The sequence below is a fragment of the Microcoleus sp. B4-C1 genome (genome assembly GCF_036705285.1).
Taxonomy (GTDB): domain Bacteria; phylum Cyanobacteriota; class Cyanobacteriia; order Cyanobacteriales; family Microcoleaceae; genus Microcoleus.
Genome location: NZ_JAUBUC010000242.1, coordinates 1 through 1,090, shown reverse-complemented (window position 1 = coordinate 1,090; position 1,090 = coordinate 1). Strand labels below are relative to the sequence as shown.

The window sequence follows — 1,090 nt, the reverse complement described above, 5'->3', positions numbered from 1 at the left end:
ATGTCCGAAGCAATAGCTGGAGTCGCCCAGAAGCCTACATTATAGCTGTACTCAGCTTAATGTAGGAGTATGTCACTCCGAGAAATCTCTGCTGCGTCGCCTGCCATCCAAACCGAACACATCGGATATCTCGGAGTAGAATTGCAAAAAGCTGCTCAGTGTCTCAAAACTCACACCACCTATACCCAAGATTTGTAGAAAGATTATGAAACCTTTTTCCTTTAATGCAAAACCTGGAGAAACTTTGCCAATTTACGGAAACCTGACTGTGACGGAGCCTACGTCCTTTAATGCTAATTTGAATTCTACAAGTGGTCCATTCAATCCATTGGAATGATGGCGCGTTCACGCCCCGCAAGCTACGATTCCTAGCTCAAACCAGTCCCCGACAATTGAATTTGAGGCCAAATTAAAAGCTGCTGGCATCAACCTTCATTAATTTTCTAAGCTTGTTTCTGATTCGCATCTCGGTTCCGAACAGGGTTGCGTTATTTATCTAAAAACTGTCGCTTTGTTTTTTAATGATTAGTATGCGATTGTAGCTTAGGCTTGAGCGATTATAGTTTGTGACTTTCTCAGGAACAGAAACAATTCAAAGTTCCTGTTCCTGAGAAACTAAAGTCGAATGAGACGAATACGGTTTTTGGGCATTCGTTGGAGATTTGCGGTAACTCTAGGACTTTTTCCGTCGCAAACAGCAAGCATGAAATCGGCTTCTGCACTCATGGGAATATCGGGAGCGGGGTATTGACCGACATTGACCATCGGATACCCTAGATTATTCTTGTTTCCACTTTGGTAAACGGTAACATTAGGATATTCTAGAACAAACAAGATTCCTAAAGCAATTTCATCAAAGTCGCTAAAGTTTCCCACTAAGATTTCGGCATTGAGGTCAATTACTTTACAGATTCTCAAGCTAACTTGAGGTTGGATTATCTCTAGTTTGTCGGGCCCTGTGAAAAATACTTTCATTCGATCGAATTTTCCTTGATTAGATGAACATGGAAACTTTGTATCCGCTCAATAAGTAGCGGTAGCACAGAAAAAAAAATAAGCAGAGTACACAAAGTGTCATAAAATAGGACAC

General features: G+C 41.2%; 2 protein-coding genes. One reads left to right on the top strand and one right to left on the bottom strand.

The window, feature by feature from the left end; genetic code table 11:
* The first annotated feature begins 69 nt into the window (after positions 1-69).
* Positions 70-198 carry a DUF4346 domain-containing protein gene (locus QUB26_RS31905; RefSeq protein ID WP_333321326.1) on the top strand — a complete coding sequence of 43 codons (129 nt, stop codon included), beginning with the start codon at positions 70-72 and terminating at the stop codon, positions 196-198.
* Positions 199-615: 417 nt separating this feature from the next.
* Here QUB26_RS31905 and QUB26_RS31900 read toward each other — a convergent pair whose 3' ends face one another.
* Complete coding sequence (locus tag QUB26_RS31900; RefSeq protein WP_333321324.1) at positions 616-975, bottom strand: hypothetical protein; 360 nt, start codon at positions 973-975, stop codon at positions 616-618.
* Positions 976-1,090: the final 115 nt, after the last annotated feature.

Bases quoted from the DNA above. Each gene is read 5' to 3' on its own strand.
- QUB26_RS31900 (WP_333321324.1), bottom strand. From the start codon at position 975: ATGAAAGTATTTTTCACAGGGCCCGACAAACTAGAGATAATCCAACCT.
- QUB26_RS31905 (WP_333321326.1), top strand. From the start codon at position 70: ATGTCACTCCGAGAAATCTCTGCTGCGTCGCCTGCCATCCAAACCGAA.